General features: G+C 68.3%; 14 protein-coding genes. 10 read left to right on the top strand and 4 right to left on the bottom strand.

The genetic code is table 11. The annotated features are described in order from the left end of the window. Window positions 1-4 precede the first annotated feature (4 nt). Both BMX85_RS06630 and mutS read right to left on the bottom strand, forming a co-directional pair. Window positions 5-1,003 carry a hypothetical protein gene (locus BMX85_RS06630; RefSeq protein ID WP_090314898.1) on the bottom strand — a complete coding sequence of 333 codons (999 nt, stop codon included), beginning with the start codon at window positions 1,001-1,003 and terminating at the stop codon, window positions 5-7. Further along, window positions 1,000-3,711 (bottom strand): DNA mismatch repair protein MutS, encoded by a 2,712-nt coding sequence (gene mutS / locus BMX85_RS06625; RefSeq protein ID WP_090314896.1) that lies wholly within the window; start codon window positions 3,709-3,711, stop codon window positions 1,000-1,002. The genes BMX85_RS06630 and mutS overlap by 4 nt, the downstream gene beginning before the upstream one ends. A gap of 247 nt (window positions 3,712-3,958) precedes the next feature. On the opposite strand from mutS, the gene BMX85_RS06620 reads away from it, so the two are divergent. Beyond that, window positions 3,959-4,573, top strand: a complete 615-nt coding sequence (locus tag BMX85_RS06620) for a glutathione S-transferase family protein (RefSeq protein ID WP_090314895.1) — start codon at window positions 3,959-3,961, stop codon at window positions 4,571-4,573. A 22-nt stretch (window positions 4,574-4,595) separates the two neighbouring features. Here BMX85_RS06620 and BMX85_RS06615 read toward each other — a convergent pair whose 3' ends face one another. After that, window positions 4,596-5,234, bottom strand: a complete 639-nt coding sequence (locus tag BMX85_RS06615; RefSeq protein WP_090314893.1) for a hypothetical protein — start codon at window positions 5,232-5,234, stop codon at window positions 4,596-4,598. 354 nt (window positions 5,235-5,588) lie between these two features. On the opposite strand from BMX85_RS06615, the gene BMX85_RS06610 reads away from it, so the two are divergent. Continuing rightward, window positions 5,589-7,124 carry a class I SAM-dependent methyltransferase gene (locus tag BMX85_RS06610; RefSeq protein ID WP_090314891.1) on the top strand — a complete coding sequence of 512 codons (1,536 nt, stop codon included), beginning with the start codon at window positions 5,589-5,591 and terminating at the stop codon, window positions 7,122-7,124. Between the two features lie 9 nt (window positions 7,125-7,133). On the opposite strand, the gene BMX85_RS06605 is transcribed toward BMX85_RS06610, so the two are convergent. Continuing rightward, complete coding sequence (locus BMX85_RS06605; RefSeq protein ID WP_090314890.1) at window positions 7,134-8,045, bottom strand: LysR family transcriptional regulator; 912 nt, start codon at window positions 8,043-8,045, stop codon at window positions 7,134-7,136. Window positions 8,046-8,163: 118 nt separating this feature from the next. Between BMX85_RS06605 and BMX85_RS06600 the strand changes: the two genes are divergently transcribed. The 8 genes from BMX85_RS06600 to BMX85_RS06565 all read left to right on the top strand — a co-directional run bounded on the left by BMX85_RS06600 (window position 8,164) and on the right by BMX85_RS06565 (window position 19,109). Then, window positions 8,164-9,042: an oxidoreductase gene (locus BMX85_RS06600; protein WP_218147303.1), complete on the top strand. Its 879-nt coding sequence runs from the start codon at window positions 8,164-8,166 to the stop codon at window positions 9,040-9,042. 117 nt (window positions 9,043-9,159) lie between these two features. After that, window positions 9,160-10,815: a sensor domain-containing diguanylate cyclase gene (locus tag BMX85_RS06595; protein WP_090314888.1), complete on the top strand. Its 1,656-nt coding sequence runs from the start codon at window positions 9,160-9,162 to the stop codon at window positions 10,813-10,815. Window positions 10,816-11,024: 209 nt separating this feature from the next. Beyond that, window positions 11,025-11,495, top strand: coding sequence for a rhodanese-like domain-containing protein (locus tag BMX85_RS06590; protein ID WP_090314887.1), 471 nt, complete (start codon window positions 11,025-11,027; stop codon window positions 11,493-11,495). A gap of 34 nt (window positions 11,496-11,529) precedes the next feature. Beyond that, window positions 11,530-12,477, top strand: coding sequence for a serine O-acetyltransferase EpsC (gene epsC, locus BMX85_RS06585; protein WP_090314885.1), 948 nt, complete (start codon window positions 11,530-11,532; stop codon window positions 12,475-12,477). A 16-nt stretch (window positions 12,478-12,493) separates the two neighbouring features. Continuing rightward, window positions 12,494-12,784: a helix-turn-helix domain-containing protein gene (locus tag BMX85_RS06580; protein WP_090314883.1), complete on the top strand. Its 291-nt coding sequence runs from the start codon at window positions 12,494-12,496 to the stop codon at window positions 12,782-12,784. A 346-nt stretch (window positions 12,785-13,130) separates the two neighbouring features. Beyond that, window positions 13,131-14,063: a family 2A encapsulin nanocompartment shell protein gene (locus BMX85_RS06575; protein WP_090314882.1), complete on the top strand. Its 933-nt coding sequence runs from the start codon at window positions 13,131-13,133 to the stop codon at window positions 14,061-14,063. Window positions 14,064-14,072: 9 nt separating this feature from the next. Beyond that, window positions 14,073-16,088 carry a family 2A encapsulin nanocompartment cargo protein cysteine desulfurase gene (locus tag BMX85_RS06570; RefSeq protein ID WP_373923275.1) on the top strand — a complete coding sequence of 672 codons (2,016 nt, stop codon included), beginning with the start codon at window positions 14,073-14,075 and terminating at the stop codon, window positions 16,086-16,088. Window positions 16,089-16,184: 96 nt separating this feature from the next. Next, window positions 16,185-19,109: a bifunctional diguanylate cyclase/phosphodiesterase gene (locus tag BMX85_RS06565; protein ID WP_143067914.1), complete on the top strand. Its 2,925-nt coding sequence runs from the start codon at window positions 16,185-16,187 to the stop codon at window positions 19,107-19,109. Window positions 19,110-19,112: the final 3 nt, after the last annotated feature.

The following is a 19,112-nucleotide window of genomic DNA, read 5'->3' as shown; positions in this document are numbered from 1 at the left end:
TCGATCAAGGCGTCGTCTCGGCGCCGCCGCCCTTGATGGTGAACAGGGTGGCGGCGTCGGGATTGACGCGCACCTCGGCCGATTCGGCGGCCACGCTCAGATGCCCGACGTTGCCGCGCCAGTCGATGGCCGTCTCGGTCCTGCCGGCGGCGCCGACCTGGGTCTGGATCTGGGTATCGACCAGCAGCACCTTCCCCTTGAATTTTTTCGCCAGCGTGTTGATTTGACGGCGCGGTTCGGCGAAGCCGTCCTGTTTCGACTCGAAACGCGGCAACAGCGAAAACCCTTCCTCCTCCTGCAAGCCGATGGCGCCGTCCGAGAACAGCACCAGGCCTTGCAATTTCTGGCGCGCGGCCAGCGTGAACAGGCGGTGCAGCCACGCGCGGTTGGCGACCAGGCGGTCCTCGTACTCGCTGTTGCGGCCCGCCTCGGGGCGGTAGTGGTTATTGTTGGCCGGCAGATTGATGGTGGCGAACAGCACCTTGCCGTATTCCCAGTGCGCGTTTTCGGCGTAGCTGCGGAACTTGGCGGTGCTCGACAGGCGTGACAGCGCGATGCGCTGCGCGCCCAGCGATTCGGGCTCGCCGTAAAACAGTTCGCGCAGGCGGTTCAGGCGTTCGATCGCGTTCGAGCGGCCGGCCGAATTGAGACAGGCGCTCCAGTCGCTGCCGGCCAGCGACACCACCACCGGCGCGGCCGCGTCGTCCAGGATCGCGTGGCGCGCGGCGTACAGCTTGTCGCTGCACGGTTCCTTGTCGCCCTTGATCCCGGTGGCGACGATGAAGGCCGGATTGCCCTGCATGGCGGCGGCGATGGCGCGCTTGAGGGGCGCCTCGTCGGCGCCTTGCTTGAACGGATGGCCGATCACCGCGAACTGGAAGCCCTTGCCGGCCGGGGCGGCGCGCTCGCGCGCCTGCGCCGGCGCCAGCGCCGCCACGACGCCGAGCGCGGCGGTCAGCGCGATCCTTCGCGCCACAGCCAACCGGGACGCGGCGCGCGTCATGCCTGCGCGGTCTCCGTCATGCGCTTCACTCGATGCTTAAGCTGATACAAGCGCTCCAGCGCCTCGCGCGGTGTCAGCGCGTCCGGGTCCAGATCGTCGAGCGCGTCGAGCAGCTCGCGCATGGCCGGCGTCGGATCGCCGTCGCCGGCGCCGTCGGCGGAGCCCGGCGTTTCCGCCGGTTCGTCGTTGGCGTCGGTGGCCGGCGCCGCGAACAGGTCCAGCTGCGGCGTGGCGTCGAGCGCCTGCGCCTCGAGACGCGCCAGGTGCTTGCGCGCCGCCTTGATCACCGTCTGCGGCACGCCGGCCAGCTGCGCCACCTGCAAGCCGTAGCTCTGCGACGCCGGGCCGTCCTGCACCGCGTGCAGGAACACGATGCTGTCCTTGTGCTCGACCGCCGACAGGTGCACGTTGGCCGCCGTCGGATGGCTCTCCGGCAGCTGCGTCAGTTCGAAGTAGTGGGTCGCGAACAGCGAGAAGCTGCGGCTGGTGTCGATCAGGTGGCGCGCGATCGCCCACGCCAGCGCCAGGCCGTCGAAGGTCGAGGTGCCGCGTCCCACTTCGTCCATCAGCACCAGCGAATGCTCGGTGGCGCCGTTGAGGATCGCCGCCGACTCGGTCATCTCCACCATGAAGGTCGAACGGCCGCCGGCCAGGTCGTCGGTGGCGCCGATGCGGGTGAAGATGCGGTCGATCGGGCCGATCGTCGCGCTGGTGGCCGGCACGTAGCTGCCGACGTAGGCGAGCAGCGTGATCAACGCCACCTGGCGCATGAAGGTCGATTTACCGCCCATGTTCGGACCGGTGATCAGCAGCAGGCGGCGCTCGTCGACGAAACGGCAATCGTTGGCGATGAAGCGCTCGATCTGGTTCTCGACCACCGGATGGCGGCCCTCGACGATGTTGATGCACGGGCCGTCGACCAGCTGCGGCGCGCACCAGTTGTGGCGCAGCGCGTGGTCGGTCAGCGACACCAGCGCGTCGAGCTGCGACAGCGCCTTGGCGATCGTCTGCAGGCAGCCGATGAACGGCGCCAGGTCGGCCAGCAGCTGGTCGTACAGCATCTTCTCGCGCGCCAGCGCCTTGTCCTGCGCCGACAGCGCCTTGTCCTCGAACGCCTTCAGTTCCGGCGTGATGTAACGTTCGGCGTTCTTCAAGGTCTGGCGGCGGCGGTAATCGTCCGGCACCTTGGTGGTCTGGCCGTGCGTGACCTCGATGTAGAAGCCGTGCACCTTGTTGTACTCGACGCGCAGGTTGGCGATGCCGGTGCGGGCGCGTTCGCGCGTCTCCAGGTCGACCAGGAACTGGCCGGCGTTTTCCGACAGCGCGCGCAGCTCGTCGAGCTCCGCGTCGAAGCCGCGCGCGAACACGCCGCCGTCGCGCACCATGTTGGCCGGCTCCGGCGCCACCGCGCGCACCAGCAGGTCCAGGCATTGCTCCGGCGACGACAGGTCGCCGTGGATCGCGGCGAGCAAACCATTCGGATCGGTCAGCGCGCGCTGCAAGCCGTGGCGCAGCGCCGGCAGCTGCTTGACGCCGTCGCGCAGGCTGGCCAGGTCGCGCGGACGCGCCGACAGCAGCGCGATGCGCGTGGTGATGCGTTCGATGTCGGGCACCTGCGCCAGGGTGTGCGACAGGCCGCCGGTGGCGTCGGCCTGCGCCAGCGCGGCGATGGCCTGGTGGCGCGAGCGGGCGATGCCCTGGTCGCGGCGCGCGTGGTGCAGCCAGTAGCGCAGCAGGCGCGAACCCATCGCCGTGCGGCAGTGGTCCAGCAGCGAGAACAGGGTGGGGGATTCCTGGCCGCGGATGGTCTCGGTCAGCTCCAGGTTGCGGCGCGTGGCCGCGTCCAGGCCGATGAATTCGCTCTCGGTCTCGGTGCTCAGGCTGCGCACGTGCCGCAGGCCGCGACCCTGGGTCGACTGAGCGTAGCGCAGCAGCGCGCCGGCCGCGCCGAACGCCGCGCCCAGGCCGTCGGCGCCGAAGCCGGTCAACGTCGCCACGCCCAATTGATCGAGCAGCGACTTGTGGCCGGTGACGACGTCGAAGTGCCAGTCCGGCACCCGGTTGACGTGGCAGCCGACGGCCTCCTCGAACAGGTCGGCGTTGTCGCCGCGCAGGATCTCGGCCGGCGCGATGCGCTCGAGCTCCTGCTGCATGCGGGTGTTGACGGTGCGGCTGTCGCCGGAGAATTCCATCAGCTTGAGCGAACCGCTGGCCAGCGACAGCCACGCCAGGCCGGCGGTGCACACCTTGCGCTGGCTGATGATGCACATCGCCAGCAGCGGGCGCTCGGCCTTTTCCGGCAGCAGGTCGGCGTCGGTCAGCGTGCCCGGCGTCACCACCCGCATCACCTTGCGCTCGACCGGGCCCTTGCTGGTGGCCGGGTCGCCGATTTGTTCGCAGATCGCGCACGACTCGCCGATCTTGACCAGCTTGGCCAGATAGCCTTCCAGCGAATGGAACGGCACGCCGCACATCTTGATCGGCTGGCCGCCCGACGACCCGCGCGCCGTCAGCGTGATGCCGAGCACGCGCGCCGCCTTCTCCGCGTCGGAATGGAACAGCTCATAGAAATCGCCCATGCGGTAGAACACCAGCATGTCCGGATAGTCGGCCTTGATGCTGAGATATTGCTGCATCATCGGCGTGATTTTTTCTGTGGGACTGTTCTTGACGGCGGCGGCGTTGATTTCGTTGGGGACGGTGGTCATTGGTTCTTTTTCGGCGGTGCGATGAGTCTGGTTTTGCCGGGGCGTAACGCCCGTGGCGCGTAACCCGACATTCTACCGCTTTCGGGCACGGATAGCCCATTTGCTACCGCCTTGGAAAATCATGTAAATGGGAAATCAGCGGCCGTCGGCGGCGTCCGCAATTCGATCGCGCTCCGACTTTCCGTACCGAACACCGCGTGTGCTATAAATCGAACGGTCGACACCCACAACGCTGAAAAGGAAACACATGACTATCCGGGTCCATCATTTGAACAAAAGCCGCTCGCAGCGGATCGTCTGGTTGCTCGAGGAACTGGGCCTGCCGTACGAAATCGTGCGCTACCAGCGCGATGCGAAAACCAACTTCGCGCCGCCCGAGCTGAAGAAAATCCATCCGCTGGGCAAGTCGCCGCTGCTGGAGGACGACGGTGAACTGATCGAAGAGTCGGGCGCGATCGCCCAATATCTTTGCGACCGCTACGGGGAAGGGCGCCTGCAGCCAGAGCCGGGATCGAAGGCCGCGCTGAAGCACCTGCAACTGATGCACTTTGCCGAGGGCTCGGCGATGCTGCCGCTGCTGCTGCGTATTTATGTCTCGCGGCTGGGCGACGGGGGCGCGCCGCTGCACGGGCGCATCGACGGCGAGATCGTCAGCTATTTCGATTACCTGGAAGGCATCCTGCAGCCGTCGGGCTTCTTCATCGGCGACGACTTGAGCGCCGCCGACATCATGCTGAGCTTCCCGGTCATCCTGGCCACCCAGCAGCCCGAGGGGCAGCGTTGGCCGAAGCTGAAGGCGTTCGTCGAATCGATCAAGGCGCGCCCGGCATGGCAGCGCGCGATGGCGGCCACCGAAGGCTAGCCTTCACGGCCGTGCCACAGCGTCAGTTCACGATCACATCGATCTGTTTCGACAGTCCCGGCGCCAGTTGCGGCGTCGGGCTGTTGTTCAACACCCAGGGCACCAGCTTGCCGTTTGCGACGATCTCGGCCTTCGAAAAGACGAGGCGCAGATAGGCCTCGGCCTCCATGACGGTCGCCGGGTTCGCGGCGGCCTCCGTTCTCAGTTCGGTATCGTCTTCAAAATAATACCGCGAGCTGTTCAACGACGGATATTTCGCCAGCAACCGGTCGTTCAACGTATGGCTGGCCTCCTTGCCGTACAGATCCGCCTGCGCTATTTTGGTGACGGTCAGGTCGCGCACGCCGTCTTTCAGCGATGCATACTCGTCCTTCGTGGTCGAAAAGGCGGACAGCGGCTGGTTCGGCGGCGACAGCTGCCGGACCACGGCGAGCCGCACATGGTCGCCTTCGATCTCCACCACCTTGAAGATGAAATAGGCGCGCTCGCGGCTTTGGCTGCCGTTGTGCTCCATCGACGTGGTGAAGATATAGCTGCCCGATTGCAGGCGATGCTCCGGACTGGCGATGGCCTTTTTCCACATGTAAGGCTGGTAGACCATCAGCTTGAGGACATACAGCGCGACGAGGACGAGCAGGCTGAGCGCGAGGATTTTTTTCATTGGAGGGCGGGCCGGCGACAAGGCGGACGATCCGGCATTCTACCGCGCCGTCGGTCAGCCTTCGCGGCGATGGCGGACGGTTGCTGCCCGGCCGGCGGCGGCGGCACCGTTGAAACAACGATGTTGTCTTGCGCCGGTTGGCGCGATAGTATTTGTGTCCACGTCCCCGAAGCACGGAAGCGGCGGCGTCGGCGGTTCGGGCAGTAATGGCGGCGGATCAGGCAATCGGCTTCGCGGCCGGCTGGCGATAATAGCGGATTGATAGTGACGGGGTCCCGGAACGCTCGCGCTGGCGGCTTTTCGCGGACCGGATGGCGCCCCGGGCGCCCGTTAAGTTCGAGATCGAGGAAACGCATGACTGATTGGACCGGCGGCTATGTCGCGGACGTAGGCTACACCTATGGTTATTACGGGGAACTCAACCCGCTGCGCGCCAGGCTCGCGCTGCTGAGCGCCAACCTGGCGCTGCCGAAATCCGGCGCCGCTTGCGAGCTGGGTTTCGGCCAGGGCATCAGCGCCAACGTCCACGCCGCCGGCTCGGGCACGCGCTGGTACGGCACCGACTTCAATCCCGCGCAGGCCAATTTCGCCGGGCATCTGGCGGAGAGTTTCAGCGGCGGCCCGCAGTTGTTCGACCAGTCGTTCGCCGAATTTTGCGCGCGCGACGACTTGCCCGACTTCGATTTCATCGGGCTGCACGGCATCTGGAGCTGGATCTCCGACGACAACCGCGCCGTCATCGTCGACTTCCTGCGGCGCAAGCTCAAGGTCGGCGGCGTCCTCTACATCAGCTACAACACCCAGCCCGGCTGGGCCGCGATGGTGCCCGTGCGCGACCTGTTGAACCAGCATGCCGACATGCTGGCGCCGGCGGGCGCCGGCGTGGTGGCGCGGGTCGAGGGCGCGCTGGCCTTCGCCAAGAAATTGTGGGCCGTCAATCCGGCGTTCGCCCGCAACAATCCGCAGATCGCCGAGCGCCTCAAGAAGATCGAGGCCATGGACCGCAACTACCTCGCGCACGAATACTTCAACCGCGACTGGGTGCCGATGTCGTTCGCCGACATGGCCGCCGCGCTGGCGCCGGCCAAGATCGACTTCGCCTGCTCGGCCACCTACCTCGACCATTTGCCGAACCTCGGCATGACGCAAGAGCAGCTCGCCTTGCTCGACGAGCTGCCCGATCCGGTGTTCCGCCAGAGCACGCGCGACTTCATGGTCGGCCAGCAGTTCCGGCGCGATTACTGGGTCAAGGGCGCGCGCAAGTTGAACCCGCTCGAATACCGCGAACAATTGCGCGCCCAGCGCGTGGTGATGGTGGCGCCGCGCGACAGCGTGACGATGACGGTCAAAGGCGTGCTGGGCGAGGCCACGCTGACCGACGCGATCTACCGGCCCATCCTCGATTTGATGAGCGATCACCAGGTGCGCGGCGTCGGCGAGATCGAGCACGCCTTGCGCGAACACGCCATCCCGCTGGCGAGCCTGCATCAGGCGCTGATGGTGTTGACGGAGAAGGCCGCGCTGGCGCCGGCGCACGACGAGGCGACGATCGCGGCCGCGCGTCCGCGCACCGACCAGCTCAACCGCTTGTTGCTCGACCGCGCGCGCGGCAGCGGCGAGATCAACTATCTGGCCAGCCCGGTGCTGGGCGGCGCCGTGACGTTGACGCGCTTTCCACAACTGTTCATCCTGGCCATCCAGGCCGGCAAAGCGTCGCCCGAGGAATGGGCCGCCTATGTATTGCAGATCATTAAGGGCCAGGGCCAGAGCATCGTCAAGGACGGCAAGCCGTTGCAGGGCGACCAGGCCAACTTTGACGAGCTGCTCGCGCAGGCCACCGAGTTCGGCAGCCAGCGCCTGGCGGGATTGCGCGCCCTCGGCGTGCTGTGAGGCCGCGTTCTACGGCGGCGCGGGCGACCTGATGAAATCGACGAACGCGCGCAGCGGCGCCGGCAGGTGGCGCCGGCCCGAGTAGTACAGGAACGGGCCGGGGAAATCCGCCCACCAGTCCCGCAGGATCGGCTGCAACTGGCCGCACGCCATGTACGGCTCCAGCCACTCCTCGAACAGATAGATCACGCCGTGGCCGTCCACGGCCGCGCTCACCGCCAGATCGAACACGGTCGGCGTGACGACCAGCGGTCCGCCCGGCTCGACCGTCAGGGTCTGGCCATCGCGCGCGAACTCCCAGGGATAGATGGCGCCGCTGAGGAACTTGCCGCGCAGGCAGGCATGGCGCAGCAGGTCGCGCGGGTGTTCGGGCACGCCGCGCCGCGCCAGATAGTCGGGCGCGGCGGCCACCGCGAAGCGCTGCACGCGCGGCCCGATCGGGATGGCGATCATGTCCTGTTCCAGCCGCTCGCCGTAGCGGATGCCGGCGTCGCAGCCGCTGGCGACGACGTCGACGAAATTATTGTCGATCACCACGTCCAGCACGATGTCCGGGTACGCGCGCATGAAGCGGTTGACCAGCGGCTGCAGGAAAAAGCGCGCCGCGCTGACCGGCACGTTGAGCCGCAAGGTGCCGCGCGGGCTGTCGCGCAGGTCGTTGAGCACGTCGAGCGCGCCGGCGACCTGGCCCAGCGCCGGTTGCAGGCGCGCCAGCAGCAGGGCCCCGGCCTCGGTCGGGGTGACGCTGCGGGTGGTGCGCAGCAGCAGCCGGATGCCGAGCTGGTTCTCCAGCCTCCGCAGCGCCTCGCTCAGCGCCGACGCCGACTGGCCGCCCGCGCGCGCGGCCTGCCGGAAGCCGCCGTGCTGGGCCACCAGCGCGAAAGTGGCCAGGTCGGCCATGGAAGGGGTGTCGGTGGTCATGGCGGCGTTCTCGATTGTGCGGAATTTCGTACAGCCCGTGCGGCATTGCCCCCATTATCACACGCCCGCGCAGCCGCTACCATGGGTCCATGTTCACACCACACCCGAGGAGATCGACATGAACCCGAGCATGCGTACGTATTCCCCATCCGCCGACCAGTTCAGCCCCGCCGGCAGCGGCATCCGCTTCAACCGCGTCGGCTACGGCGCCATGCAGCTGGCCGGCCCGCATGTGTGGGGGCCGCCGAAGGACCGCGCCGCCGCCGTGGCCGTGCTGCGCGAGGCGATCGAGCTGGGCATCAACCACATCGACACCTCGGACTTTTACGGGCCGCACGTGACCAACCAGATCATCGGCGAAGCGTTGCACCCGTACCGCGACGGGTTGACCATCGTCACCAAGGTCGGCTTCGTGCGCGGCGCCGACCAGTCGTGGCTGACGGCGGCCTCGCCGCAACAACTGCGCGACGCGGTCCACGACAACCTGCGCAACCTGCGACTGGAGGCGCTCGACGTGGTCAACTACCGCGCGCCGGGCGTGCAAGGCCCGGATGGTTCGCCGATCGGCGAGGCGATCGCGGCGATGGCGCGCCTCAAGGAGGAGGGACTGATCCGCCATATCGGCGTGAGCAACGTCAGCGCCGCGCAGGTGGCCGAGGCGCGCGCGATCACCGGGATCGTCTGCGTGCAAAACCAGTACAACCTGGCCCATCGCGGCGACGACGCGCTGATCGACGCGCTGGCGGCCGATGGCATCGCCTACGTGCCGTTCTTCCCGCTGGGCGGCTTCTCGCCGTTGCAGTCCGACGCGCTGAGCGCGGCGGCGGCCGCGCTGGGCGCCCAGCCGATGCAGGTGGCGCTGGCCTGGCTGCTGCAGCGCTCGCCCAACATCCTGGTCATTCCCGGCACCTCGTCGGTGGCGCACCTGCGCGACAACGTCGCCGCCGGCGCCTTGCGCCTCGACGCCGACACGCTGGCGCGGCTGGACGCCATGTGACGCCGCCGTGGGTAATTCGACACAAAATTACTTCGAGGAAAGTAATCCTGTTATGATCGCATGACGAGGCCCAACCCCCGCCGCGTTTTTATTCCGTAAAAATAGCCCAAGGGAAGTATGCCGCAGTCCGCCGCCAACGAATTCGCCCCCGCCGCGCCGCCGCCCGCCGGCGCCGGCGGCGCGTCCGCATCGACGCTGGTGCAGCTCGAGGGGAAAAAACGGCCGGTGGGCCGCGCCGCGTCGTTTTTCCTGATCTTCGTCATCTGCGCCATCTGCGGGCTGCAATTCGCCTACCGCAGCGGCGCCCGCCAGAGCCAGCTCGACGAGAGCCGGCGCGCCACCGTCAATATCGCCCGCGCGACCGCCGAGCACGCGGAGCGCACGGTCGACATCGTCTCGTCGGTGCTATTCGGCGTGGTCGAACGCGCCGAGGTGGACGGCACCGGCCCGTCCAATTTCCCGCGCCTGCACGCGCTGCTCAAGGCGCGGGTGGCGCAAACCCGTGGCCTGCTGGGCATCTTCGTCTACGATGAACAAGGCCGCTGGGTGATCACCTCGCTCGACCAGGTCGAGCCCGGCGCCAACAACGCCGACCGGCCCTATTTCAAGTATCACCAGACGCACACCGACCGCGGCCTGCATATCGGCGTGCCGGTGCGCAGCCGCTCGTCGGGCCTGTGGATACTGCCGGTGTCGCGCCGCATCAACCATCCCGACGGTTCGTTCGCCGGCGTGGTGCTGGCGACCATCCGCACCGATTACTTCCAGCACTACTACAACGGCTTCGACATCGGCAAGGCCGGCGGCATTTTCATCGCGCTCGACGACGGCACCCTGATCGCGCGCCGGCCGATGCTGACCGACGTCACCGGCAGCAGCCTCAAGGGCGGGGCCGTGTTCACGCTGGTCGACCAGGGGCACGACAGCGGCACGGTGATGCGGGTGGCGCTGGTCGACCAGGTCGAGCGGCTGTACAGCTTCCGGCGCGTGCGCGGCTATCCGCTGGTGATCGCGGCCTCGCTGGCGAAACAGGAAATCTACGCCCAATGGTGGATCGATACCTGGCGCCAGTGCGGCGCGCTGGCGGTGTTGCTGGCCACGCTGGGATGGCTGGGCGCGCGGCTGTTCCGCCAGATCAGCCTGCGGGACCGCCTGGAGGTCGAACTGCGCAATTCGCGCGCCGCGCTGGAGGACAGCGTCGGCAAGCTGGAGTTGATCGCCACCACCGACGCGCTGACCGGCTTGAAGAACCGCCGCTACCTCGACGAGCGGCTCGCGGGCGAACTGGCGCGCGCCGCGCGCGACGCCCTGCCGGTGGCGCTGATCATGCTCGACGTCGACTTTTTCAAGCGCTACAACGACACCTACGGCCACCCGGCCGGCGACGCCTGCCTCAAGCTGGTCAGCGATGTCGTGGCGCGGGCCGCGCAGCGCGGCGCCGACGTCGCCGCGCGCTTCGGCGGCGAAGAGTTCGTGGTCTTTCTGGCCAACACCAATCTGGACGGCGCCCGCGCCGTCGCCGAGGGCATCTGCGCGGCGGTGCGCGCGTTGCAGGCGCCGCATCGCGGCAGCGATTTCGGTATCGTCACCATCAGCGCCGGCGTGGTCGCCGGTGTCCCCGTCCAGGGCGATGGCGGCGGCTCGCTGATCGAAGCGGCCGACGCCGCGCTGTACGCCGCCAAACGCCAGGGCCGCGACCGGGTTTCACCGCCGCCGCCGCCGCCAGCGGACAGCGCGCCAGCCGTGCCGCGTCCGGCCTGCGCCGAAGCCTGACGAGCGGCCGCGCGGCCGCCATTTCCCCTGCAAGGCCGGCGCCGCCGGGCCGTCCGCGCGCGCGGCATGCCGTCGCATAGACGGTTTTCGTCTTTGTGAAGTTGATTTTATTCGTTTTGTTTCACTTCGGCCGAACGTATATTTCATTCCGCAAGCCGTCCATCGCCATCGACGGCTATCCACCAATCACGCCATCATAAGGTCCTCCTATGTCCGTTGACGTCCTCTCGCCGGCGCTGCCTCCAGTGCTGGCATCGATCAAGGCCGATGCGGCCGCGTCCCAATTGCCGTATGCCGGCGGCGTCGCCCCGGCGCTCGCGTGGGAACTGTTCTCCGCCAAGGACGTGCTGCTGGTCGACGTGCGCACCGGCGAGGAGCGCAAATTCGTCGGTCACGTCGCCGACAGCTTGCACGTGCCGTGGGCCACCGGCACCGCGCTGACGCGCAATCCGCGCTTCGTGCGCGAGCTCGAGAGCAAAGTCGGCGGCAAGGACGCGGTGGTCCTGCTGCTGTGCCGCAGCGGCAAGCGTTCGGCGCTGGCGGCCGAAGCGGCCACCAAGGCGGGACTCGGCAACGTCTTCAACGTGCTCGAAGGCTTCGAGGGCGAGCTCGACGCGCGCCAACAGCGCGGCAAGGCCGACGGCTGGCGCTTCCACGGGCTGCCGTGGGTGCAGGACTGAACCGTACCACCAACCATTTCGGGACGAGGACAGCGTGGCCACTTTCGACATCACCACCATCGTGCAATCGCTGCACGAGGCGCGCCACCGCTGGCGCCAGCAACAAAGCCGCGGCAGCGAACCGGGCGGGCGTGAATTCCCCTCGCGTAACGCCTTGGCGGCCATCATCGACAGCCTCAAGGGCGTGCTGTTTCCGATGCGCCTGGGCCCGCCCGACCTGCGCCAGGAAAGCGAGGACTTCCACGTCGCCCACGCGCTTGACGGTGTGCTGCACGCGCTGCTCAAGCAGGTGCGGCGCGAGTTGACCTACAACGCCGGCCTGCGCGGCGAACCATTGCGCGCAGTCGACGCCAGCATCGGGCACGACATCGACCACGCGGCGCTGGACGCGGTGCGCCGCTTCGCCGCCGCGCTGCCGGCGATCCGCGCGCTGCTCGACAGCGACGTCATGGCCGCCTACCAGGGCGACCCGGCCGCGCGCAGCGTCGACGAGGTGCTGCTGTGCTACCCGGGCGTGCTGGCGATGATCCATTACCGCATCGCCCACCAGTTCTACACGCTCGGGCTGACGTTACTTGCCCGCATCGTCGCCGAGCTGGCGCACGGCGCCACCGGCATCGACATCCATCCCGGCGCGCGCATCGGCCCCGGCTTCTTCATCGGCCACGGCACCGGCGTGGTGATCGGCGAGACCGCCGTCATCGGCGCGCGCGTGCGGCTGTACCAGGCCGTCACGCTCGGCGCCAAGCGCTTCCCGACCGACGCCGACGGCAACCTGCAAAAAGGCTTGCCGCGCCACCCGGTGGTCGAGGACGACGTCGTCATCTACGCCGGCGCCACGGTGCTCGGCCTGATCACGATCGGCAAGGGCGCCATCATCGGCGGCAATGTCTGGCTGACGCACGACGTGCCGCCGGGCGGCCGCATCGCCCAGGCCGAATCGCGCGTGGGCGCCTTCGCCAACGGCATCGCGGCGGCATGAGCGGCGGGGCGGACCGATGACCAGCCTGGTGCGCAGCTTCGGCATCGGCGTGCGGCAACTGCGCGAGGCGCAGGGATGGTCGCAGGAACAGCTGGCCGAGAACTCCAACCTGAACCGCTCATATGTCGGCGAGATCGAGCGGGGCCGCGTGATCGCCTCGCTGCTGACGGTGGAAAAGTTGGCGCTGGCGCTCAAGCTGACGCCGTCCGCCTTGCTGACGCGCGGCGAGATGGTCGGCGACGCCAGCTCCATCCCCCCGGGGTCAGTGCCGACATTCGGACACAAGCTCGGCAGGCGAACGGATTAGTCCGTCCATCCCCGGGGTCAGCATCCCCGGGGTCAGTGCCGACATTCGGACACAAGCTCGGCAGGCGAACGGATTAGTCCGTGTCTGAATGTCGGCACTGACCCCCGGGGGCTGACCCCCGGGGGGGATTGGTGGCGATAGCACGTCCATCCCCGGGGTCAGTGCCGACATTCGGACACAAGCTCGGCAGGCGAACGGATTAGTCCGTGTCTGAATGTCGGCACTGACCCCCGGGGGGGATTGGTGGCGATAGCATGTTGAGCTGACTCATCAGTAGCGCCATACTGGCCCGGTTATTTTCCGCATAACCTTATTTGATTTTTCACCTTACTGAAATGGAGTCACGATGTCGGCAACTGTAGGCGGTACCACGGCGCTGGGCGATAACGCAGCACGGCAATTAGCGAACGCGACCAAGACCGTTCCCCAGCTCGAGACCATCAGCCCGCGCTGGCTGACCCATCTGCTGCAATGGGTGCCGGTGGAGGCGGGCATCTACCGGCTCAACAAGGTCAAGAATCCGGAGGCGATCAAGGTCACCTGCACCGCCCGCGAACAAGAGAACCAGTTGCCGCGCACCTACGTCGATTACGAGGAAAATCCGCGCGAGTACTTCCTCAACGCCGTCTCCACCGTGCTCGACGTGCACACCCGCGTCTCCGACCTCTACAGCAGCCCGCACGACCAGATCAAGGAGCAACTGCGCCTGACGATCGAGACCATCAAGGAAAACCAGGAAAGCGAGCTGATCAACAATCCCGACTACGGCCTGCTGGCCCAGGTGACCGACGAGCAGCGCATCTTCCCGCTGACGGGCGCGCCCACGCCGGACGACCTCGACGAGCTGCTGACCAAGGTGTGGAAGGAGCCGGCCTTTTTCCTGACCCATCCGCTGGCGATCGCCGCCTTCGGCCGCGAGGCCACCCGCCGCGGCACGCCGCCGCCGACCATCAGCCTGTTCGGCTCGCAGTTCATCACCTGGCGCGGCATTCCGCTGATCCCGTCGGACAAGGTGCCGGTGGCCGACGGCAAGAGCAAGATCCTGCTGCTGCGCGTCGGCGACAAGCGCCAGGGCGTGGTCGGCCTGTTCCAGCCGGGTCTGCCGGGCGAGCAAAGCCCGGGCCTGTCGGTGCGCTTCATGGGCATCAACAACCATGCGATCTCGTCGTACCTGATCTCGCTGTACTGCTCGCTCGCGGTGCTGACCTCCGACGCGCTGGCCGTGCTCGACGACGTCGAGATCAACAAGTACCACGACTATCCGGACACCTACAAGTAAGCGCGCGCCGTGAGCCTCCTTTCGCCCCCCATCTCCCTGCCGGCGGACCGTGCCGCCGGCGTTCCCGAACCGTCCGGCGCGCCGTTCGATGCGGCCGCGCTGGCGCGCCTGGCCAACGAATTCTTTGCGGCGCCGCCGTTCGTCCGGCAATTGAGCGCGCCGGGCGTGCAGGCGCCGGCCAACATCGCGCCGCCCGGTTCGCCGCTGGTCAGCCCGGCCGGCTTCGGTCCCGGCGTGCCCGGCACGCCGATCCCGCAGGGCCAGATTCCCGGCACCAACCTGATTTCCGGATCGCCGACCCAGGTGCTGTCGCTGGGCAATCGGGCGCCGGCGTTGTTGCCGGCCGCGCAGGCCGGCAACGGCGTGCCCGACAAGGCGTTCGGCGCGATTCCCGCGTACGAGCCGCGCAACGGCGGCGCCGTGCTGGGCGTGCCGAACGTGCCGACCACGGCGGCCGGCGCGAGCGCGCCGGCCGAAGCGTCGTCGTACTATTTCTTGAGCGAGCGCTACGGCCAGCCGGGCGCCACGGCGCAGGCGCAGCAGCGTTCCGCACCGTCGTCGCCTTTGCCGGACGGCGCGCCGCCGGCGCCGCACGGCGCCACGCCATCGTTGCCGTCGCCCCGGCCGCCGGCCGGTGCCGCGCTGCCGCCACCGGTGACCGGCTTGCCGGGCGCGTCCGCGCCGGCGGCGCCAGCGCCAGCGCCGCGGTATTACTTCGTCGACGCGGTGGTGCTGCCCAGCGGCTACGTCACCCCGGCCAAGCCGGCGCCGCACGGCGGCGCGCCACTGGCCGGCGGCGAGCGCCATCCACCGTTCGACGTGCACGCCGTGCGGCGCGATTTTCCGATCCTGCAGGAGAAGGTCAACGGCCGCCAGCTGGTCTGGTTCGACAACGCCGCCACCACCCACAAGCCGCAGTCGGTGATCGACCGCATCGCGTATTTCTACGCGCATGAGAACTCGAACATCCACCGCGCCGCGCACGAGCTCGCCGCGCGCGCGACCGACGCCTACGAGGGCGCCCGCGAGCGGGTGCGGCGCTTCCTCAACGCTCCCGACGTCAACGAGGTCATCTTCGTGCGCGGCACCACCGAGGCGATCAACCTGGTGGCCAAGAGCTGGGGCGGACAACACGTGGGCGAGGGCGACGAGATCATCGTCTCCAACCTCGAGCACCACGCCAACATCGTGCCGTGGCAGCAGCTGGCCGCCGCCAAGGGCGCGCGGCTGCGCGTGATCCCGGTCGACGACAGCGGCCAGGTCTTGCTCGACGAGTACCGCAAGCTGCTCAACGACCGCACCAAAATCGTCGCCGTCACGCAGGTGTCGAACGCGCTGGGCACGGTCACGCCGGTCAAGGAAATCGTCGAGCTCGCCAAGCGGGCCGGCGCCCGGACCCTGGTCGACGGCGCGCAGTCGGTCTCGCACATGCGCATCGACGTGCAGGACATCGGCGCCGATTTCTTCGTCTTCTCCGGCCACAAGCTGTTCGGCCCGACCGGCATCGGCGCGCTGTGGGGCAAGCGCGAAGTGCTCGAGGACATGCCGCCATGGCAGGGCGGCGGCAACATGATCGCCGACGTCACGTTCGACAAGACCGTGTTCCAGCCCATCCCCAACAAGTTCGAGGCCGGCACCGGCAACATCGCCGACGCCGTCGGGCTGGGCGCGGCGATCGACTACGTCACGCGCATCGGCATCGACAACATCGCCCGCTACGAGCACGAGCTGCTGGTGTACGGCATGCGCGAGCTGGGCGCGATCAACGGCGTGCGCCTGATCGGCACGGCCGCCGACAAGGCCAGCGTGATGTCGTTCGTGCTGGCCGGCTACACCACGGAAGAGGTCGGTCACGCGCTCAACGACGAGGGCATCGCCGTGCGCACCGGGCACCATTGCGCGCAGCCGATCCTGCGGCGTTTCGGCGTGGAGACGACGGTGCGGCCATCGTTGGCGTTCTACAACACTTTCGACGAGATCGACCGGCTCGTCGCAGTGGTGCGCAGGCTGGCGTCGGCCCGCTAGCGCGGCACGGTAGAAACGCGGCCAAACGGCGCGGCGAAATTGCGGCAAAATAGGTGTTCAATTTTGTCGAGCCGCGCCGATCCGGCCGGGCAGCCCATGCCGCCATCTCTCCAAGAATCGATACCGTTGCCGCACCAGGCGGCCGGGATGTTTTGCCTGATGGTGCAGGAGATCAAGGAGTGCGCCATCTTCCTGATGGACACGCGCGGCGTGATCACCAGCTGGAACCGCGCGGCCGAGGTCATGAAGGGCTACCGCGCCGACGAGGCGATCGGCCAACACCTGTCGCTGCTCTACCGCGACGAGGACCGGGTGCGCCGCTGGGCCGACCACAACCTGGGCCAGGCGGCCGAGCACGGCTTCTACAGCGAGGAAACCTGGCGCCGCCGAAAGGACGGCAGCCTGTTCTGGGCGCACATCGCGCTCACCGGCCTGCGCGACGAGCACGACCGGTTGATCGGGTTTTCCAAGGTCACGATGGACCTGACGCGCCACAAGCTGCTCGAGCAGTGCCTCGACGAAAAAGAAGAAAACCGCCGCATCATGACCGCCGCCAACGCCGGCACCTGGAAGTGGCAGGCCGCCGGCCGCCACCTGGCGTTGTCCCCCGCGCTCAAGCAATTGCTCGGCTACGAGGCCGGCGGCGCCGCGCCCGACGCCAGCGACTGGCGCGCCCTGGTCGACCCGCGCGACGTGCCGGCCGTATGCGCCAGGTTGCGCACCATGATGACGGCGATGCCGGCGCGCCCGCTGGCGCTGGAGCTGCGGCTGTGCCGCCAGGACGGCAACTGCCGCTGGTTCTTCGTGCGCGCCGACTGGACGCGCGATGCGGCGGGCCAGGGCGAGCTGAGCGGTGTTTGCGTCGACATCCACGATATGCGCCTGCTGGCCGAGGACCGCGAGCGCCTGCTCAACGAGCTGCAGCTGATGCGCTTGCGCTTCCGCGCCGTCATCGACCAGATGCCGTCCGGCGTGTTCGTGGCGGAGGTGCCATCGGGCAAACTGCTGTACCAAAACCTCAAGGCCCGGCGCATCTTCGGCGCCACGCTCGACGAGATCGCCACGTACCACGACTACGTGCGCGTCGACATCCGCGATCTCGACGGGCGGCGCCTGCTGGCGCACGAGTTTCCGCTGGCCCAGGCCATCCTCAGCGGCCGGCCGGTGCCGGCGCGCGAACTGGTGTTCCATCCGCCCGGCGCCGCGCCGCGCTACTTCCGGGTCGGCGCCACGCCGGTGCAGGCCGACGGCGACGAGCGCCGCATGGCCGTCGCCGTGGCCCACGACATCGACGATCTGAAGCGGGCGCAGGAATCGCTGCGGGCGGAAAAGGAGCGCGCCGAGGTGACGTTGCGGGCCATCAGCAACGGCGTCGTCACCACCGGCCTGGACGGGCGCATCGACAGCATGAACACGGCCGCCGAACGGCTGACCGGCTGGAGCCAGCGGGAGGCCCTGGGCCGGCCGCTCGACGAGGTGCTGCAACTGGACGAGGAGCCGGCCGACGAGCCGGGCGGGCAGCCGCGCGCGCCCGCGGCCGGCATCGATCCGGTGCTGCGCTGCCTGCGCGAGAACCGGCCGGTGACGTCGTCCGCGCCGGCGGTGCTGCACGCGCGCGGCGGCGGCCGGCACATGATCGACTACGCGGCCGCGCCGTTGCAATTGCCGGACAACCGCACCGGCGGCGCCGTGCTGGTGCTCAACGACGTCACCGAGTCGCGCGGGCTGCTCAAGCACCTGGGCTACCAGGCCAGCCACGACGTGCTGACCGGCCTGGTGAACCGGCGCGAGTTCGGCGTGCGCCTGCAGCGCGCGCTCGACCGCACCGGCCAGCCGGGCGCCAGCAACAGCGCGCTGCTGTACCTGGACCTGGACCAGTTCAAGATCGTCAACGACACCTGCGGCCACGCGGCCGGCGACGACCTGCTGCGCCAGCTGTCGGTGGCCTACGGCGCCCATGTGCGCGAGCGCGACACGCTGGCGCGCATCGGCGGCGACGAGTTCGCGCTGATCGTCGAGCACTGCACGGTGGAGGAGGCCAAGGTGGTGGCCGACAAGCTGCTCGAGACCACGCGCAACTTCCGCTACATCTGCAACAACCAGGTGTTCCGGCTGGGCGTGAGCATCGGCCTGACGCCGCTCGACGGCGGCACCACGACGATGGAGGAGGCGCTGCGCCAGGCCGACCACGCCTGCTACATCGCCAAGGAGGGCGGACGCAACCGGGTGTTCCTGCAACAGCGCGGCGGCGCCGAGATCGCCCAGCGGCGCAACGACATGTACTGGGTCAAGCGGCTCGGCGACGCCTTCCGCAACGACGAGCTGCAGCTGTACCACCAACCGATCCGCGCGCTCGGCGGCGCCGGCGACGGCGGCCTGCACTACGAGATCCTGCTGCGCATGAAGGACGGCAGCGCCGGACCGGTGGGGCCGACCAGTTTCCTGCCGGCCGCCGAGCGCTACGACATCATGCAGGAGGTCGACCGCTGGGTGCTCGACCGCAGCCTGGCCTGGCTGGAGGCCCATCCCGGCCACGTCGAGCGGCTCGAGCTGTGCACCATCAACCTGTCGCAGCGGGCGCTGGCCGATCCGGGTTTCCAGCAGTACGCCGCCGCCCGCATCCAGGCGGTGGCGGTGCCGGCCCACAAGCTGTGCTTCGAGATCACCGAGACCGGCGCCTTCGCCAATATGCAGAACACGCTGTCGTTCGTGCTGGCCTTGCAGCGGCTGGGCTGCCGCTTCGCGCTCGACGATTTCGGCACCGGCATGGCCTCGTTCGCCTATCTGAAGCAGTTGCCGGTCAACTACGTCAAGATCGACGGCTCGTTCATCCAGATGATGACCAGCAGCACGGTCGACTTCGAGATGGTGCGCTTCACCAACGACATCAGCCACATCATGGGACGCCGCACCATCGCCGAGTTCGTCAATGACGAGGACACGCTGGCCAAGCTGACCGAGATCGGCGTCGATTACGCCCAGGGCTTCATGCTGGGCGAGCCGCAGCCGCTGGAGGCGTGACGG

The organism is Duganella sp. CF517, from assembly GCF_900110275.1.
Classification (GTDB): Bacteria; Pseudomonadota; Gammaproteobacteria; order Burkholderiales; family Burkholderiaceae_D; genus Rugamonas.
Note: the sequence above shows the minus strand (reverse complement) of the source record. Positions and strands in the feature narration are given on the sequence as shown.